The following is a 15,235-nucleotide window of genomic DNA, read 5'->3' as shown; positions in this document are numbered from 1 at the left end:
ATAACGCGCCCAAGCGCCGAGATCTAGAGCCTCATCCCTACCGCCAGCCGGTTGAAGGCATTCATCAGCGCCACCGCCAGGGTCAGGTCGGAGATTTCGGCGTCGCTGAAATGGGCCTGGAGTGGCTCATAGAGCCCATCCGGCGCGCCCTTTTCGGCAACGAAGGTCAGGGTTTCGGCCCAGTCCAGGGCGGCGCGTTCGCGCGCATCGAACGACTCGCTGACCCGCCAGCCGGCCAGGTGGTCGAGCTTGGTCTGGGCAACGCCCTGCTCGCGCAGGGTTTGCCCATGCTTGCCCAGGCAGAAGGCGCAGCCGTTGATCTGGGAGATGCGCAGGTAGACCAGTTCGACGAGCGGCAGGCCTAGCGAGCTTTCAGCCAACGCCTGGCTGGTGGCGACCAGGCCCCGGTAGGCGATGGGTGAGAGGGTGGAAAACGGCAGACGCAGTTGGCTCATGGCCTACTCCAGCATGGGGGTGATAAGCGCGCACGGACCTGCTGAAGATCGCGGTCCGCGTGAAAGAGAAGCTCACTCTAGGCGACCGATGACCTAGGCTATAGGGCCAAGAACGTTGCAAACGACTAGGCCATGATCCTGACCGCCGCCCTCGACGCCCGCCTCGCCCTGCCCCTCTATCGGCAGCTGTACCTGCGCTTTCGCCAGGCGCTGGACCAAGGTCGATTGCGCCCTGGTGACCGGGTGCCTTCGGTGCGCGCCCTGGCGGCGGAGCTGAACGTGGCCCGGGGCACCGTGGAGATGGCCTATCAGCAACTGATCGCCGAAGGCTTTCTGGTCCCCCGCGGACCGGCGGGGACCTGCGTCTCGCCGCAGTGGCAGCGCGCGGGACCTGCCCAGGCGGCAACCGCCGCGTCCGCCCCGGCGCTGCTGGCGACCCACGCCGGCGGCCTGCCCCTGCCCTTGCAACTGGGCTTGCCGGCACTGGATGCCTTTCCGCGCAAACTCTGGACCCGACTGGCCGCCCGCCAACTGCGCACTGCCGGGCTGGAGGGTTTGGCCTATCCCGACGCCCGTGGCCATGCCGGCCTGCGCGCGGCCATCGCCACCTACCTGGGGCTGTCACGTGGCATCGCCTGCCGGCCCGAGCAGGTCTTCGTCTGCGCCGGCTATCGCGCCTGCCTCGACCTCATCGTCCAGACGCTGTTGGCGCCGGGCGACGCCTGCTGGTTCGAAGAGCCGGGCTACTTCATCGCTCGCCACGCCCTGCAGCGGGCGGGCCTGACGCTGATTCCGGTGCCGGTGGATGGCGAAGGCCTGGACGTCGCCAGCGGGTTGGCCCGCGCGCCCACGGCCCGCTGTGCCCTGGTCACCCCGAGCCACCAGAGTCCGCTGGGGGTTCCTCTCTCGCTGCCCCGGCGCCTGACGCTACTGGAGTGGGCACAGCGGGAGCAGGCCTGGATCGTCGAAGACGACTACGACAGCGAATACCGCTATCGCGGCAAGCCGCTGCCGGCGCTGAAGAGTCTGGACGACCAGGGTCGGGTGCTCTACACCGGTACCTTCAGCAAGGTGCTGTTTCCTGGTCTGCGCCTGGCCTACCTGGTGGTGCCGCCAGAGCAGGTCCCAGCCTTCACCCACGGTGCCGAGTGCCGACACAACCACTCGCCGTACCTGCTGCAGGCCACGGTGGCGGCCTTCCTCGAAGAAGGGCATTTCCCCCGCCATCTCAAGCGCATGCGCAACCTCTACCGGCAGCGGCGCCAGTGGCTGATCGACGCCTTGCTGGCAACCGCCACGCCGGACCTGGAGATGGCAGCCGACGCGGGTGGCCTGCAGCTGCTGGTGCGGTGCCGGCGGGGCAGCGATCAGCAATGGGCGGATGCTGCCCAGGCTGATGGCCTGGCGGTGCAAGCCCTATCGCGCTGGTATCTGGAGACGCCCCAGGCGCAGGGCCTGCTACTGGGCTTCACCAATATCGCTAGCGCGGCCGAGGCGACCGACCTGGCCCGGCGCCTGGTCGGCCTGTGGCGTTGATGGCAGCCCCTGAGCCTCCGCTAAGGGACCCAAGGTCCTTGCCTCGCCAGGCGCGGCAGCAGCCAGCTGAGCGTCAGCACAGCCGCTGAACAGGCTGCGCGGCCAGCCGCGGCAGGAAAACCGCCAACCGCGAAAACGACTACTGCATCACAGAAAACTTTTTCCAGCCTTGCCACTCCAACAGCGGCCCAACAGGCTCTAGCGCGGTCCTTTTCGCCGGAAAACGCTGCCCTGGCCGCTTCGCTTGGGCAAGGACCGCCAAGGCGCCTGATCGAGGCCAACCCCCGGTGCCAGCCGGCGTGCCCGGAGCCGCGTATTCCCGTGGGCTGCCTGGCCGTCCGCGCCGCCCACTTGCCCTACCCGACCGCCTGCCCGACGGGCGTCACCCGACAACCCAGCGCCTGAGGTCTGCCCATGCTGCGTCACCTGACCATCTCGAAAAAACTCAATCTCGGTTTCGGCGCCATCCTGGCCATCATCCTGGCGCTGATCCTCAGCGCGAGCCAGGGCTTCAGCGAGGTCAATTCGGCGGTCAGGCAGAACATCCACTCCTACGAGGTGTTGCAGGACGCCGATGCCGCCCTGCTGGCGCTGGTCAACATGGAGACCGGCATGCGCGGCTTCGCCCTGACCGGCAAGGACACCTTCCTCGAGCCCCTGAACCAGGGCGAGCAGCAATTCGCCGCCCAGCTGCAGGAGCTGACCGAGCTCACCCGGGACAACCCCCAGCAGCAGAACGGCCTGAGCCAGTTGGCGACCGCCAAGGCGCAGTGGAACAGCGAGTCGGTGCAGCAGATCCTGGCCCTGCGCCGCCAGGTCAATGCCGGCACCCTGGCGCTGGAGGCCCTCACCGCCCGTATCGCCACCGCCCAGGACAAGGGCAAGATGGACGCCATGCGCGGCCTGCTGGGCGAGATCAAGACCCGGGAGAACCAGCTGCTGGAAAACCGTACCCAGTCGATGGTGGAGGCCAGGCAGCACGCCATGACGATCCTGATCACCGGCGGTGTGCTCGCCGTGCTGCTGGCCATCGGCATCGCCTGGTCGCTGTCGCGCACCATCGTCGGGCGTCTCGCCCAGGCGGTCGCCATCGCCCGCACCATCGCCGATGGCCGCCTGGATTCTCCGATTCCGGCCGCTGGTCGAGACGAAGTCGGACTGTTGCTCGGCGCCTTCGGCCAGATGCAGGAAAAGCTGCGCCTGATGATCCAGGGGATCAAGCAGGGCACCGATCGGCTGGTCGCCGCCTCCCACAGCATCTCGGCCAATTCGCACCAGCTGTCCAGCGCCGCTCAGGAGCAGTCCAGCGCCGCCTCCAGCATGGCCGCCACGGTCGAGGAACTGACCGTCAGCATCAACCATGTGTCCGACAACGCCAACGAGGCCCACGACCTGTCCAGCCAGTCCGGCCGCCTGGCCCAGGACGGCGGCCAGACGATCCAGGCCTCGGTGGACAGCATGAGATCCATCGCCACCACCGTGCAGTCCTCCGCCGAGCGCATCGGGGAACTGGGCGAGCACTCCGAGCGGGTCTCCTCCATCGTCAGCGTGATCAAGGGCATCGCCGACCAGACCAATCTGCTGGCGCTCAACGCGGCCATCGAAGCGGCGCGCGCCGGCGAGCAGGGACGCGGCTTCGCCGTGGTGGCGGACGAGGTGCGCCAGCTGGCGCAACGGACCGCCAATTCCACCCAGGAGATCGCCGCCATGATCGAGAAGATCCAGGCGGCCACCCAGGCGGCCATGGCCGACATGGACGTGGGCGTGCGCCAGGTCAATGGCGGCGTCGAGCTGGCCAACCAGGCCGGCGAGGCGGTGGTCAGCATCAATACCTCGTCGGACAGCGTGGTACGGGTGGTCAACCAGATTTCCCTGGCGCTGCGCGAGCAGACCTCTGCCAGCCAGGACGTGGCCCGCACCGTGGAACGCATCGCCCAGATGGCCCAGCAGAACAGCGAAGCCATCGGCGAGACGGTGCAGACCGCGGTCTCGCTCGATGCCCTCGCCAACGACCTGAACCGGCAGATCGGCCAGTTCCGCTGCTAGTCCTGTCGACACCGGCGTGACCGTGGATCGCCGAGGTCTGGTCCCGAGACGGGGACCAGACCTCGGCAGGCTCCCCATCGCGAAACAATCTGCAACATTCACCTAGCGCAACGGTCACAAAGGCGTCTCCCTCAAGGCCTGCGCCCTGCATGAAAACTCCGCGTCCCGTCGATCGCCTGCCCCGTCTCACCCAGTTGCGTAACCTGAAGATGGCCCGTTCCGCCCACGCCTACGTGCGCGGCAGTACGGTGCAGTTCTACGAGTGGCTGCACAGCCAGCCGGGCCGCAATCTGCCCAATGGCCCGGCGGTGTGGATCTGCGGCGACTGCCATGCCGGCAACCTCGGCCCCACCGGCGATCTGCAGGGTTCCACCGACGTCAACATCCGCGACCTGGACCAGACCGTGGTCGGCAATCCGGCCCATGACCTGGTGCGCCTGGCGCTGTCGCTGGCCACGGCGGCGCGCGGCTCGGACCTGCCGGGCGTGACCACCGCGCGGATGCTGGAAGAGATGATGCGCGGCTACGAAGTGGCCTTCGAGGACGATCTAGAGCGCGAGGTACCGCGTCCGGCCCAGGTCAAGGCCGGTATGCGCAGCGCGGTGCAGCGCACCTGGAAGCACCTGGCGCGCGAGCGCATGGAACACACCCGGCCCAAGTTACCGCTGGGCAAGCACTTCTGGCAGCTGAGCCGGGACGAGCGCAAGGCCATCGCCGAACTGTGCAAGACGCCCGGGATCCACGCCCTGGTGACCTCGCTCAAGGGCCGCAGCCACGACAGCCGCGTGGAGCTGCTCGACAGCGCCTACTGGGTCAAGGGCTGCAGCTCCCTGGGCCTACGTCGCTATGCGGTGCTGCTGGGGGTGGACGACGGTGACGACGAGGATTACTGCCTGATCGACGTCAAGCAGGCCGTCGCCGCCGCCGCGCCCCGCGCCGCCCACGCCGCCATGCCCAAGGACAACGGCAAGCGGGTGGTCGACGGGGCGCGCCATCTCTCGCCGGCCCTAGGCAATCGCATGCTGGCGGTGCGGCTGCTGGACCATTCCTTCTTCATCCGCGAACTCCTGCCCCAGGACCTCAAGCTGGAGCTGGACGAACTCAGCGCCCGCGAAGCCATGGGCGCGGCCGCCTACCTGGCACGGGTGGTGGGCCGCGCCCACGCCCGGCAGATGGACCTCGCCACCCGGGTGGAATGGATGAGCGACCTGCAGCGCAACCGCACCCGCACCCTGGACGCCCCCTCCTGGCTCTGGAGCAGCGTGGTGCAACTGGTGGGCGCCCACGAGATGGGTTACCTGGAGCATTGCCGGCGCTATGCGCTGGAGCATGCGCAGGACTAGCCTCTACTCCAAACCCATCTCCCGGACCTGCCAGCGCTCCGAGGTCATGCCCTGCTCCTGGCAGATGCGCCTGACCCCGCGCGTCACCTGGCAATAGCCCCCCTCCCTTCGCTCCAGACGACCACCACGGATCGATACCGATGCACCCGGCCAGGCAGCCTGTGTGTCCGGGTGCCGTCCTGCTCGTCTGGAATGGCGATTCCTCGCCGTCGCGCATTGTGCGACCTCTGACGATTAACTAAAATGAGACGCTTTATCATTTGAAGCCCGGCGTGTGCGCCAAGGATTCCCCATGCCCCCTGCCCTGACCTCCGGCTCGCCGACCGTCCCTCTGGAGCGACTCTATCGCGATCACCATGGCTGGCTCGCCGGGTGGCTGCGCGGTCGCCTGGGCAACGCGCCGGATGCCGCGGACATCGCCCAGGACACCTATCTGCGCATCCTCGCCTCCGGTCGCCTGCCGGTGCGCGAGGACGCACGGCGTTATCTGGTGCAGGTGGCCAAGGGGTTGGTCATCGACCTCTGGCGGCGCCAGGAGGTGGAGCGCGCCTACCGCGAAACCATCGCCCATCTGCCCGAAGCCCAGGTGCCCTCGCCGGAAACCCAATGGCTGATCATTGATGCCCTGCTGCGGATCGAGCGGATGCTCGATGGCCTGCCCACCCCGGTGCGGGAAGCCTTCCTGCTGGCGCAATTCCAGCAGCTGACGCTGGCCGAGATCGCCACCCGGCTGGACCTGGCGGTGATCACCGTCCGCCGCCACATCCAGCGCGCGCTGGTCGCCTGCCTGGCGGCGAGCGAAGCATGAGCGAGCCGTCCGCCCCCACGCCGCGCCTGCTCGAAGAAGCGGCCGAGTGGTTGCTCGTGCTGAGATTCGACGAGGCGGACGAGGGGCAACGCCAGGCCTTCGAGCGCTGGCGGGCGCAAAGCGAGGCGCATCGCGCCGCCTGGGCACGCGCCGAGCGGGTCATGGGTACCTTCGCCAGCGTACCCGCCGCCCTTGGCCAGCAGACGGTGCGTCTGGCGGGAGAGCGGACCCTCAGCCGCCGGCGAACCTTGAGGCTGCTGACCGCCCTGCTGGTCGGCGTCCCGGCCGGCTGGCTGGCCAGGCACAACCTGCCACTGGACGCGGGGGGTGCCGAGGTGGCCACCGCCACGGGGGAGCGCCGCACCCTGGTACTCGCCGACGGTAGCCAGGTGGTATTGAACACGGCGACCGCCCTGGAGGTGCAGTTCGGCGAGCGCCTACGCCGTCTGCGGCTGCGCTGCGGAGAGGTGCTGGTGACCACCCATGCCGATCCTGTCGCCCCCCGCCGGCCCTTCGTAATCGACACGGCGCAGGGCGAGGTGGAGGCCCTGGGCACCCGCTTCAGCGTGCGCCAGGAGGACGCTCTCTGTCGGGTAGCGGTATTCGCCCACACCGTGGAGTTGCGTCCACAGCAGGGCGCAGCGGTGCGCCTGGCGGCCGGGCAGCAGGCCTGGTTCGACCGGCACGGCGTACAGCGCATCGCCTCGGTGGACGAAGACGCCAGCCTCTGGACGCGCGGCATGCTGGTGGTCCACGACCGGCCGTTGGCCGAGGTGCTGGCCGAGCTCGGCCGCTATCGCCCCGGCCTGCTGCGCTGCGACCCGGCCGTGGCCGGAGTACGGGTGTCAGGCGCGCTGGCACTGGACGACACGGACCAGGCGTTGCTGGCCCTGGAGCGCACCCTGCCGATCCGCGTCACCCGCCGCACGCGCTGGTGGATTTCGGTCGCCGCGCCCTGAGCCCTGGGTGGCGGGAAAAAAAGTTCGTACGCCCTGAGCACTTTGCCGCGCTCGTCCGGGATAGCGGGAGACACCCTCATGGGGAGCGGTGGCAACTCGCGCCCGAGGCGCGCTAGAGGACGGCAACACGACATGGCAAAGACCACCCGGCCGCAGCCCGGCTCCCGACGCTTCACCCCGCTGATCCTGGCCGTCGCCCTGCAAGGCGGGCTCTTGACCGGCGCCGGACTGACCCTGCTGCCGGCGGCGGCCATGGCCGCCAGCGAGGCCCGGGACTACCGGATCCCCGCCGGCCCGTTGAACGAGGTCCTGGCGCGGTTCGCCGCCACGGCCGGGGTCCAGCTGGTGTTCGATCCGTCGCCCCTGACCGGACGCCCCAGCCCGGGCCTGCAGGGCCGTTTCACCCTCGACCAGGGCTTCGAGCGTCTGCTGCGCGGCACAGGCTATCGCTGGAGCGAAAGAGGCGCCGGCATCTACGCCCTGGAGGGCGGCAGCACCGATGCCGCGCTGGCGATGCCCGAAACCACCATCCAGGCCAGCGCCGAGGGTGGCGGTGCCGATGCCGGCTATCAGCGTCCGGTCAGCGCCAGCACCACCCGCCTGGGCCTGACCGATCGCCAGACGCCCCAGGCGATCACTACCCTGACCCGCGACCAGGTCGAGGATTTCCGCCTGCAGAGCATCAAGGAAGCCCTGCGCGCCGCCCCTTCGGTGACCGTCGAGCAGACCGAGACGGATCGCACCCAGTTCACCTCGCGCGGCTTCGACATCAACACCTTCCAATACGACGGCATGGGCATGCCCTTCGTCAGCACCACCCTGGTGGGCGACCAGGACCTGGCGGAATACGAGCAGGTCGATGTCCTGCACGGGGCCAACGGCCTGATGAGCGGCACCGGCAATCCCTCGGCGACGGTCAACTTCGTCCGCAAGCGGCCGACCGCCGATGCCCAGGCCAGGCTCGGCGTCAGCGTCGGCTCCTGGGACAGCCGCCGGGTGGATGCCGATGTCTCCGGGCCCCTGACCGAGACCGGCAACGTCCGCGGTCGCTTCATCTACGCCCACGACAAGGGCAACTCCTGGCTGGATCGCTACAGCCATGAGAAGAACGTCGCCGCCGGCCTGGTGGCCTTCGACCTCAGCGAGGCCGACACCCTCACCCTGGGCTTCTCCCAGCACAACAGCGATGCCAACGGCAGCTCCTGGGGCAACCTGCCGCTGGCGGATGTCGACGGCAATCCCCTCCACTACCACAGTCGCAGCGCCAGCGTCGGTCAGGACTGGACCTACTGGAACCTGGACACCCAGCGTCTCTTCGGTGAATTCACCCATGACTTCGGCAACGGCTGGCGCGGCACCCTCACCGCCACGGGCGTCACCGAGCGGCAGAACGCCAACATGTTCTATATCTTCGGCGTCAGTGGCGACGAGGCCACCGCCTTCGGCGACCATTCCGCCAGCAAGGCCCACCAGCTGCTCGGCGAAGCCAAACTGTCCGGCCCCTTCGCGCTATTCGGCCGCGAGCACGAGCTCACCCTGGGCGCCAGCTATGGCCGGACCCACCAGAAGCTGCGGGAAAAGATCCTCGACGAATCGGGCTACTACCCCACGACGCTCTCGGGCGCCCTCGCTGGCGTTCCCGAGCCAGAACTGGAATATACCGACGACGTCGGCCATACCCAGAACTTCATCGATCGCCAGAAGAGTCTGTTCGCCGGGGCGCGCTTCAGCCTGGTCGATGACCTGCACTGGATCGTCGGCGCGCGGCTGCTCAGCGCCGATGCCAGCGGTGCGAGCTACGGCGCCGACTACTACACCCGCGTCCATGGCGAGGTCACGCCCTATACCGGGCTGGTCTATGACCTGAGCGAGCAATGGAGCCTCTATGCCAGCTGGACCCGGATCTTCAGCCCGCAATACAACTTCGGCCTGGACGGTCGGCTGCTCGATCCGCTGGAAGGCAAGAGCCTGGAAGCGGGGATCAAGGGCGGCCTGTTCGACGACCGCCTGAGCCTGACCGCCGCGGTGTTCAAGACCGAGCAGCACAACGTCGCCGCCACCGCGGTGCTCGCCGGTTCGCGCTACCTCTACGACACCACCGACTACCAGAGCCACGGCCTGGAGCTGCAGGCCTCCGGCGAGGCGCTGCCCGGCCTGGAACTGCTGGCCGGCTACACCTATGTCCGCATCGATGACGCGGACGGCGAACGAGCGCGCAAGTTCGTGCCCAGCCACAGTCTTCGTGGCCTGGCGACCTATCGCCTGCCGGGCCTGCCCCAGGCCAAGGTCGGCGCACGCCTGAGGTGGCAGAGCGGCATCGAGAACGACGACAACAGCCGCATTCGCCAGAACGCCTATGCGCTGGTGGACCTGCTGGGCAGCTACGACTTCGACGAGCACTGGACTACCCAGCTCAACCTCAACAACCTCACCGACCGCAAATACCTGCTGTCGCTGTACAACAACGCCACCAGCGGCAACTACGGCGCGCCGCGCAATGCGACGCTGTCGATCAGCTACAACTTCTGAGCGCGGGCCCGGGTGGCGGCGTCACGTCCTGCCACCCGGGCTGCCGAGCGACCCTTTGCCGCCTGCCGCGGTCGGAGTCTGGACGCGTCCAGACAAGGTTCCCGCTGCCCATGCCCTCCTCTCCCCGTCCCGGTTTCGTCTCCGTCCGCGGTGCCCGCGAGCACAATCTGAAGAACGTCGACGTTGACATCCCCCGCGATGCCCTGGTGGTGTTCACCGGGGTGTCCGGCTCGGGCAAGTCGTCGCTGGCGTTCGGCACCCTCTACGCCGAGGCCCAGCGCCGCTATTTCGAATCGGTGGCGCCCTATGCCCGGCGCTTGATCGACCAGGTCGGGGTGCCCCAGGTGGAAGCCATCGAGGGCCTGCCGCCCGCCGTGGCTCTGCAACAGCAACGCGGCCAGCCGAGCAGTCGCTCGTCCATGGGCAGCGTGACCGGGCTGTCCAGCCTGGTGCGCATGCTCTATTCCCGCGCCGGCCGCTATCCGGCCGACCAGCCGATGCTCTATGCCGAGGACTTCTCGCCCAACACGCCCCAGGGCGCCTGCCCCGAGTGCCATGGCCTGGGCCGGGTCTACGAGGTGACCGAGGCCTCCATGGTGCCGGATCCGTCGCTGACCATCCGCCAGCGCGCCATCGCCGCCTGGCCCACCGCCTGGGGCGGGCAGAACCTGAGGGACATCCTGGTCACCCTCGGCTACGACGTCGACATCCCCTGGCGCGACCTGCCACAAAAGCAACGCGACTGGATCCTCTTCACCGAGGAGCAGCCCACCGTCCCGGTCTATGCCGGCCTCACCCCCGAGCAGACCCGCGCGGCGCTCAAGCGCAAGGCCGAGCCCAGCTACCAGGGCACCTACACCGGGGCGCGGCGCCATGTGCTGCACACCTTCGCCAACTCCCAGAGCGCCAAGATGAAGCAGCGCGCGGCGCGCTTCATGATCGGCCAGACCTGCCCGCTGTGCCACGGCAAGCGGCTGACCCGGGCGGCGCTCTCGGTGACCTTCGCCGGGCTGGACATCGGCGAGTTGTCGCGGCTGCCGCTGGACGACCTGACCGTCCTGCTGCGCCGGGTCGCTGCCGGTGATTTCGACGCAGCCAAGGACGCCGAGGTGCTGGACGCCAAAGCCGGCAAGCAGGATCGCGCACGGCGCAAGGCCGCCGGCGGTAGCGACCATGCCAGCGCGCCGGACGTACGCCGCACGCCCGATCTCTCGCCGGAGAAACGCCTGGCCGCCCAGCGCATGGCCAGCGAACTGCTGGAACGACTGCAGACCCTCACCCGCCTCGGCCTCGGCTACCTGGCGCTGGAACGCAGCACCACCACCCTCTCCTCCGGCGAATTGCAACGACTGCGCCTGGCCACCCAGTTGGTGTCCCAGCTGTTCGGCGTGGTCTATGTGCTGGACGAACCCTCCGCCGGTCTGCACCCCGCCGATGGCGAGTCGCTGCTGGAAGCCCTCGATGGCCTCAAGGCACAGGGCAACTCGCTGTTCGTGGTGGAGCACGACCTCGCCACCATGAAGCGCGCCGACTGGCTGGTGGACGTCGGCCCCGCGGCCGGTGAAGGCGGCGGCCGGGTGCTCTACAGCGGTCCGCCAGATGGACTGGCCGACGTCGTGGAATCGGTGACGGCGCGCTATCTGTTCGCCGCGCCTCAGCGCGAGACCCGGCCACCGCGCGAACCCCAGGGTTGGCTACGCCTGGCCGGGGTCACCCGCAATAACCTCCAGGGGCTGGACGCCGCCTTTCCGCTGGGCTGCCTGACCGCGGTGACCGGCGTCTCCGGCTCGGGCAAGTCCAGCCTGGTCAGCCAGGCGCTGCTGGAACTGGTGGGCGCCGAGCTGGGCCAGGGCACTGCCGAGGACGGTGACGAAGCCCCGGAACTGGACGGCGACGCCCTGCCCGCCACCACTGGCCAGGTGGTCGACGGCCTTGGCGGCATCCGCCGGCTGGTGCCGGTGGACCAGAAGCCCATCGGCCGCACCCCGCGCTCCAACCTGGCCACCTACACCGGGCTGTTCGACGGGGTGCGCAAGTTGTTCGCCGCCACCCCCGAGGCCCAGGCAAGAGAATTCGATGCCGGGCGCTTCTCCTTCAACGTCGCCAAGGGCCGCTGTCCGACCTGCGAGGGCGAAGGCTTCGTCAGCGTCGAGCTGCTGTTCATGCCCAGTGTCTACGCCGCCTGCCCCACCTGCCAGGGCGCCCGCTACAACCCCGAGACCCTGGAGGTGCGCTGGCAGGGCAAGACCATCGCCGAGGTGCTCGGTCTGACGGTGGACGAGGCCCTGGCCTTCTTCGCCGAGGAAGCCCCGGTGGCGCGCGCGCTGCGGGTACTGGCCGATATCGGCCTGGGCTATCTGCGCCTCGGTCAGCCGGCCACCGAACTCTCCGGCGGCGAGGCCCAGCGCATCAAGCTGGCCACCGAACTGCAACGCACCAGCCGCGGTACCACCCTCTATGTGCTGGACGAACCCACCACCGGCCTGCACCCGGCCGACGTGGAACGGCTGATGCGCCAGCTGCACGGCCTGGTCGAGGAAGGCAATACCGTGGTGCTGGTGGAGCACAATCTGCAGGTGGTGGCCGGCAGCGACTGGCTGATCGACATCGGTCCTGGCGCCGGCAACGCGGGCGGCCGCATCGTCGCCTGCGGCACACCCCGCGCGGTGGCGGACGATCCCGCCAGCCCTACGGCGCCCTATCTGCGCCCCCTGTTCGACTAGCTGGCCAGCGGTGCCACGCTGCGGCGGCAAGCCGCCAGCACCAGCAGGGTCAACGCCGCCGCCAGGGCCCCGAACTGGAAGGTGGCGGCGGAGCCGAGGAAGTGCCAGAGCGCCCCGGCGATGCTGCTGGCCAGCAACAGGGCGATGCCGCTGACCAGGTTGAACAGGCCGAAGGCGGTGCCGCGCAACTCGGCTGGTGCGGTCCTGGCGACCATGGCGGCGAGCAGGCCCTGGGTCATGCCCATGTGCAGCCCCCAGAGCAGGATGCCCACGGCCAGGCCGGTCCAGCCGCCGCTGAACGCCAAGGCCAGATCGGCGACGATCAGCAGCACCAATCCCCAGGCCAGCAGCGCGCGGTGACTGACCCGGTCGGACAGCGCCCCCAGCGGATAGGCCGACAGCGAGAACACCAGCTGCATGCCCACCATCACCAATGGCACCAGCGCCAGGGGCACGCCCACCTGTTCGGCCTTGAGCACCAGGAAGGCCTCGCTGAAGCGCGCCATGGTGAAGACGCCGCCAAGCAGCGCCACCTGCCAGAAGGCCACCGGCAACTTGCGCAGCTGGCTGCGAGTGAGTGGATTGGTGCGCGCCTGGACGATGGCCGCCTTGGGCTCGTCCAGCCCGAAATACAGCAGGGCCACGGCAATGAACGCCGGGATCACCGCCACCCAGAACACCGCGCGGAAATCGTTGGCCCAGAGCAGCATCAGCCCTACCGCCAACAGCGGCCCGAGGAAGGCGCCGAAGGTGTCCAGCGACTGGCGCAGGCCATAGGCGGCGCCGCGGATCTCCGGCGGCGTGACGTCGGCCACCAGGGCATCGCGCGGCGCCCCACGGATGCCCTTGCCGATGCGATCCATGAAGCGCGCGCCGAACACCAGGCCGGCGCCGCTGGCCAGGGCGAACAGCGGCTTGCTCAGGGCGCCGAGGCCGTAGCCCAGCACCGCCAGGCCCTTGCGCTTGCCCAGGTAGTCGCTGAGCACCCCGGAAAAGATCTTGGTGATCAGCGCCGTGGCTTCGGCCACCCCTTCGAGGATGCCGATATAGAGCACGCTTAGGCCGAGGCCGGTGGCCAGGAACAGCGGCAGCAGGCTGTGGATCATCTCCGAGGAGATATCCATGAACATGCTCACCCCACCCAGAACCCAGACGCCCCGCGGTATGCGTCGCCAACTCGCCTTCATCGTCACCCGCTGCCCTCCTCGGCCGATCCTGTCCTTGCCTGGCTGCAGGCAAACCGGTTGAAGCTAACACAGGGATTCAAGATCTCTCTACCGGAGGGACATCCCTGGTTACACTAGGGCCTACGACTACCGCAGAGACGACGTCATGAAAACCCTGCTGGTCATCGGCATCGGCGCCGGCGATCCCGACTACCTCACCCTCCAGGCCATCGCGGCGCTGAATCGCGCCAGTACCTTCTTCCTGTTCGACAAGGGCGCGGAAAAGGACAGCCTGATCCATCTGCGCGAAACCATCTGCGCCCGCCACGTCCGCCAGGCGGACTACCGCTTCGTCACCGCGCCCATCCCCGAACGCCGTCGCGAGGGCGACTACCGCCAGGCGGTGGACGACCTCAACGCCGCCAAGCAGGCGCTGATGGTGGAGATGATCGAGCAGGAGCTGGCGGACGACGAGTGCGGCGCCTTCCTGGTCTGGGGCGATCCGGCGCTGTACGACAGCACCCTGCGCATCCTGGCGGCGATCCGGCGCGAGGGCCGGCTGGACTTCGACTATGAGGTGATCCCGGGCATCTCCAGCGTCCAGGCCCTGGCCGCGCGCCATCGGGTACCGCTCAATCGCATCGGCCAGGCCCTGGAGATCACTCCCGGGCGGCGTCTGCAGCACTTCCCCGAGCACCTAGACAGCCTGGTGGTGATGCTCGACTCCCATGAAGCCTATCGCCAGCTGGACGATCCGCAGCTGTACATCTACTGGGGCGCCTACGTGGGCACGGCGGATGAAATTCTCATCGCCGGGCGCCTGCTGGACGTGGCCGAGGAAATCCACCGGGTGCGCAGTGCCGCGCGCGAAGAGCATGGCTGGATCATGGATACCTACCTGCTCTGCCGGGGCCCGGCGGACGCCTGAGAGCCCCGCCAAGGGCTGCTGCCCGGCGGGCAAACGGCGGTGGGCGGCCCGATCGCAGTGCTCCCTTACCCCTAGCCAACTCGTTCGCGAGCCCGGTCCGCTTCTTCAGGCCTCTTCGCCTTCGAACAGGGTTTGACGCCTCACGGCGCGTTCGCCAGCTGCCGATCCAGATGGATGGTCTGCCAAGGCAAGGCGGTCTCCCGCTCGACCACCCGGAAGCCCTCGGCGATCCAGAAGGCCTCGGCGCCGGGCAGGAAGGGATGGGTGTGCAGATAGAGGCGCTCTACGCCCTCGCGCCCGGTCTGCGCCAGCAATTCGCGAAACAGCCGCCGCGCCAGGCCGTGGCGACGGTACGGCGGACGCACGAACAGGCGGACCACCTCGACCACCCGTTCGCCCGGATAGGGCAACAGCGGAAAACGCCGGTCATAGGGGCGGTAGGCGATACTGCCGACGGGATCGCCAGCGCTGTTCCGGGCGATCAGCAGGCAGCCGCGCCCCTGGCCATAGTGCTCGGCGAAACCGGCCAGATCCGCAGGGACCCGTGTGGGATCGAGCCGCCCGGCGAACAGCTCGCGTGCGCTGGCCAGCAGGAAGGCGGTGACGTCGTCAGCGGCTGAGGTCAGTCGATCCAGGGTGATGGCTGAGGTGTCGTTCATGAGCCTTTCTCGTGCGTCTGCTCGTCAGGGCAGCGCGACATTTCGGCGCAGGCCGCCGCCGATCCCGTCCGCTCGGGCTGTGC

General features: G+C 68.7%; 11 protein-coding genes. 8 read left to right on the top strand and 3 right to left on the bottom strand.

What is annotated here, in order from left to right; translation table 11 throughout:
- Nucleotides 1-23 precede the first annotated feature (23 nt).
- A complete protein-coding gene (locus FSV73_RS05145; RefSeq protein WP_145004871.1) occupies nucleotides 24-455 on the bottom strand; it encodes a carboxymuconolactone decarboxylase family protein in 432 nt (143 codons plus the stop codon).
- A 132-nt stretch (nucleotides 456-587) separates the two neighbouring features.
- On the opposite strand from FSV73_RS05145, the gene FSV73_RS05140 reads away from it, so the two are divergent.
- From FSV73_RS05140 to FSV73_RS05110, 7 genes are all read left to right on the top strand, one after another.
- On the top strand, nucleotides 588-1,991 hold the full coding sequence (locus FSV73_RS05140; RefSeq protein WP_145004868.1) for a PLP-dependent aminotransferase family protein: 1,404 nt from the start codon (nucleotides 588-590) through the stop codon (nucleotides 1,989-1,991).
- A 414-nt stretch (nucleotides 1,992-2,405) separates the two neighbouring features.
- Nucleotides 2,406-4,037 carry a methyl-accepting chemotaxis protein gene (locus tag FSV73_RS05135; RefSeq protein ID WP_145004865.1) on the top strand — a complete coding sequence of 544 codons (1,632 nt, stop codon included), beginning with the start codon at nucleotides 2,406-2,408 and terminating at the stop codon, nucleotides 4,035-4,037.
- A 149-nt stretch (nucleotides 4,038-4,186) separates the two neighbouring features.
- Nucleotides 4,187-5,380 carry a DUF2252 domain-containing protein gene (locus FSV73_RS05130; RefSeq protein WP_145004862.1) on the top strand — a complete coding sequence of 398 codons (1,194 nt, stop codon included), beginning with the start codon at nucleotides 4,187-4,189 and terminating at the stop codon, nucleotides 5,378-5,380.
- 292 nt (nucleotides 5,381-5,672) lie between these two features.
- Nucleotides 5,673-6,188 carry a sigma-70 family RNA polymerase sigma factor gene (locus FSV73_RS05125; RefSeq protein ID WP_145004859.1) on the top strand — a complete coding sequence of 172 codons (516 nt, stop codon included), beginning with the start codon at nucleotides 5,673-5,675 and terminating at the stop codon, nucleotides 6,186-6,188.
- Nucleotides 6,185-7,147, top strand: coding sequence for a FecR domain-containing protein (locus FSV73_RS05120; RefSeq protein WP_145004858.1), 963 nt, complete (start codon nucleotides 6,185-6,187; stop codon nucleotides 7,145-7,147). Before FSV73_RS05125 ends, FSV73_RS05120 begins: the two co-directional genes overlap by 4 nt.
- Nucleotides 7,148-7,279: 132 nt before the next feature.
- Complete coding sequence (locus FSV73_RS05115; RefSeq protein ID WP_145004855.1) at nucleotides 7,280-9,676, top strand: TonB-dependent siderophore receptor; 2,397 nt, start codon at nucleotides 7,280-7,282, stop codon at nucleotides 9,674-9,676.
- Between the two features lie 110 nt (nucleotides 9,677-9,786).
- Nucleotides 9,787-12,399, top strand: a complete 2,613-nt coding sequence (locus tag FSV73_RS05110) for an excinuclease ABC subunit UvrA (RefSeq protein WP_145004852.1) — start codon at nucleotides 9,787-9,789, stop codon at nucleotides 12,397-12,399.
- Here the strand turns inward: FSV73_RS05110 and FSV73_RS05105 are convergent.
- Nucleotides 12,396-13,529 carry an MFS transporter gene (locus tag FSV73_RS05105; protein WP_260856024.1) on the bottom strand — a complete coding sequence of 378 codons (1,134 nt, stop codon included), beginning with the start codon at nucleotides 13,527-13,529 and terminating at the stop codon, nucleotides 12,396-12,398. The genes FSV73_RS05110 and FSV73_RS05105 overlap by 4 nt on opposite strands.
- Before the next feature lie 202 nt (nucleotides 13,530-13,731).
- On the opposite strand from FSV73_RS05105, the gene cobF reads away from it, so the two are divergent.
- Nucleotides 13,732-14,493, top strand: a complete 762-nt coding sequence (cobF, locus tag FSV73_RS05100; protein ID WP_145004850.1) for a precorrin-6A synthase (deacetylating) — start codon at nucleotides 13,732-13,734, stop codon at nucleotides 14,491-14,493.
- 140 nt (nucleotides 14,494-14,633) lie between these two features.
- On the opposite strand, the gene FSV73_RS05095 is transcribed toward cobF, so the two are convergent.
- Complete coding sequence (locus FSV73_RS05095) at nucleotides 14,634-15,152, bottom strand: GNAT family N-acetyltransferase (protein WP_145004848.1); 519 nt, start codon at nucleotides 15,150-15,152, stop codon at nucleotides 14,634-14,636.
- Nucleotides 15,153-15,235 lie beyond the last annotated feature (83 nt).

The sequence above is a fragment of the Pseudomonas oryzihabitans genome, from assembly GCF_007665395.1.
In the GTDB taxonomy this organism is placed as follows: Bacteria; Pseudomonadota; Gammaproteobacteria; order Pseudomonadales; family Pseudomonadaceae; genus Chryseomonas; species Chryseomonas psychrotolerans_C.
This window is presented reverse-complemented; position numbering and strand designations above follow the sequence as displayed.

What these genes read in the sequence shown, in the direction of transcription:
- FSV73_RS05115 (WP_145004855.1), top strand. Translation starts at nt 7,280, where the DNA reads ATGGCAAAGACCACCCGGCCGCAGCCCGGCTCCCGACGCTTCACCCCG.
- FSV73_RS05095 (WP_145004848.1), bottom strand. Translation starts at nt 15,152, where the DNA reads ATGAACGACACCTCAGCCATCACCCTGGATCGACTGACCTCAGCCGCT.
- FSV73_RS05125 (WP_145004859.1), top strand. Translation starts at nt 5,673, where the DNA reads ATGCCCCCTGCCCTGACCTCCGGCTCGCCGACCGTCCCTCTGGAGCGA.
- FSV73_RS05130 (WP_145004862.1), top strand. Translation starts at nt 4,187, where the DNA reads ATGAAAACTCCGCGTCCCGTCGATCGCCTGCCCCGTCTCACCCAGTTG.
- FSV73_RS05140 (WP_145004868.1), top strand. Translation starts at nt 588, where the DNA reads ATGATCCTGACCGCCGCCCTCGACGCCCGCCTCGCCCTGCCCCTCTAT.
- FSV73_RS05110 (WP_145004852.1), top strand. Translation starts at nt 9,787, where the DNA reads ATGCCCTCCTCTCCCCGTCCCGGTTTCGTCTCCGTCCGCGGTGCCCGC.
- FSV73_RS05145 (WP_145004871.1), bottom strand. Translation starts at nt 455, where the DNA reads ATGAGCCAACTGCGTCTGCCGTTTTCCACCCTCTCACCCATCGCCTAC.
- cobF (WP_145004850.1), top strand. Translation starts at nt 13,732, where the DNA reads ATGAAAACCCTGCTGGTCATCGGCATCGGCGCCGGCGATCCCGACTAC.
- FSV73_RS05105 (WP_260856024.1), bottom strand. Translation starts at nt 13,529, where the DNA reads ATGTTCATGGATATCTCCTCGGAGATGATCCACAGCCTGCTGCCGCTG.
- FSV73_RS05135 (WP_145004865.1), top strand. Translation starts at nt 2,406, where the DNA reads ATGCTGCGTCACCTGACCATCTCGAAAAAACTCAATCTCGGTTTCGGC.
- FSV73_RS05120 (WP_145004858.1), top strand. Translation starts at nt 6,185, where the DNA reads ATGAGCGAGCCGTCCGCCCCCACGCCGCGCCTGCTCGAAGAAGCGGCC.